This is a genomic window from Vibrio sp. 11986-1-5 (assembly GCF_963878025.1).
Taxonomy (GTDB): domain Bacteria; phylum Pseudomonadota; class Gammaproteobacteria; order Enterobacterales; family Vibrionaceae; genus Vibrio; species Vibrio injensis.
In genome coordinates this window covers 1-1654 of the sequence record NZ_CAWNVW010000016.1, presented here as the reverse complement: position 1 = coordinate 1654, position 1654 = coordinate 1, and the positions used below count along the sequence as shown (strand labels likewise).

Genomic DNA, 1654 nt, shown 5'->3' with positions numbered 1-1654 from the left:
TAAACCAAATCAATCTGTGTGAACACTCATCAATGCACAATCTTTACGTAAGGAGGTGATCCAGCGCCAGGTTCCCCTAGCGCTACCTTGTTACGACTTCACCCCAGTCATGAACCACAAAGTGGCAAGCGTCCTCCCGAAGGTTAAACTACCTGCTTCTTTTGCAGCCCACTCCCATGGTGTGACGGGCGGTGTGTACAAGGCCCGGGAACGTATTCACCGTGGCATTCTGATCCACGATTACTAGCGATTCCGACTTCATGGAGTCGAGTTGCAGACTCCAATCCGGACTACGACGCACTTTTTGGGATTCGCTCACTATCGCTAGCTCGCCGCCCTCTGTATGCGCCATTGTAGCACGTGTGTAGCCCTACTCGTAAGGGCCATGATGACTTGACGTCGTCCCCACCTTCCTCCGGTTTATCACCGGCAGTCTCCCTGGAGTTCCCACCATTACGTGCTGGCAAACAAGGATAAGGGTTGCGCTCGTTGCGGGACTTAACCCAACATTTCACAACACGAGCTGACGACAGCCATGCAGCACCTGTCTCAGAGCTCCCGAAGGCACTCCCGCGTCTCCGCAGGATTCTCTGGATGTCAAGAGTAGGTAAGGTTCTTCGCGTTGCATCGAATTAAACCACATGCTCCACCGCTTGTGCGGGCCCCCGTCAATTCATTTGAGTTTTAATCTTGCGACCGTACTCCCCAGGCGGTCTACTTAACGCGTTAGCTCCGAAAGCCACGGCTCAAGGCCACAACCTCCAAGTAGACATCGTTTACAGCGTGGACTACCAGGGTATCTAATCCTGTTTGCTCCCCACGCTTTCGCATCTGAGTGTCAGTATCTGTCCAGGGGGCCGCCTTCGCCACCGGTATTCCTTCAGATCTCTACGCATTTCACCGCTACACCTGAAATTCTACCCCCCTCTACAGTACTCTAGCCTGCCAGTTTCAAATGCAACTCCGAGGTTGAGCCCCGGGCTTTCACATCTGACTTAACAAACCACCTGCATGCGCTTTACGCCCAGTAATTCCGATTAACGCTCGCACCCTCCGTATTACCGCGGCTGCTGGCACGGAGTTAGCCGGTGCTTCTTCTGTGGCTAACGTCAAAGAATATGGCTATTAACCACACCCCCTTCCTCACCACTGAAAGTACTTTACAACCCGAAGGCCTTCTTCATACACGCGGCATGGCTGCATCAGGCTTGCGCCCATTGTGCAATATTCCCCACTGCTGCCTCCCGTAGGAGTCTGGACCGTGTCTCAGTTCCAGTGTGGCTGATCATCCTCTCAGACCAGCTAGGGATCGTCGCCTTGGTGAGCCATTACCTCACCAACTAGCTAATCCCACCTGGGCATATCCTGACGCGAGAGGCCCGAAGGTCCCCCTCTTTGGCCCGTAGGCATCATGCGGTATTAGCCATCGTTTCCAATGGTTATCCCCCACATCAGGGCAATTTCCCAGGCATTACTCACCCGTCCGCCGCTCGTCAGCAAAGAAAGCAAGCTTCCTTCCTGTTACCGCTCGACTTGCATGTGTTAGGCCTGCCGCCAGCGTTCAATCTGAGCCATGATCAAACTCTTCAATTTAAGTTTTTTGTGGCTCAATGAATACTGACTTTAAACTACCATAAGTAATTCAAAGCTATTA

General features: G+C 52.8%; 1 rRNA gene. It reads right to left on the bottom strand.

Going from position 1 to position 1654, the window contains the following annotated elements:
• Positions 1 to 48: 48 nt before the first annotated feature.
• Positions 49 to 1593 (bottom strand): 16S ribosomal RNA (locus AACS00_RS05865).
• Between the last annotated feature and the right edge of the window lie 61 nt (positions 1594 to 1654).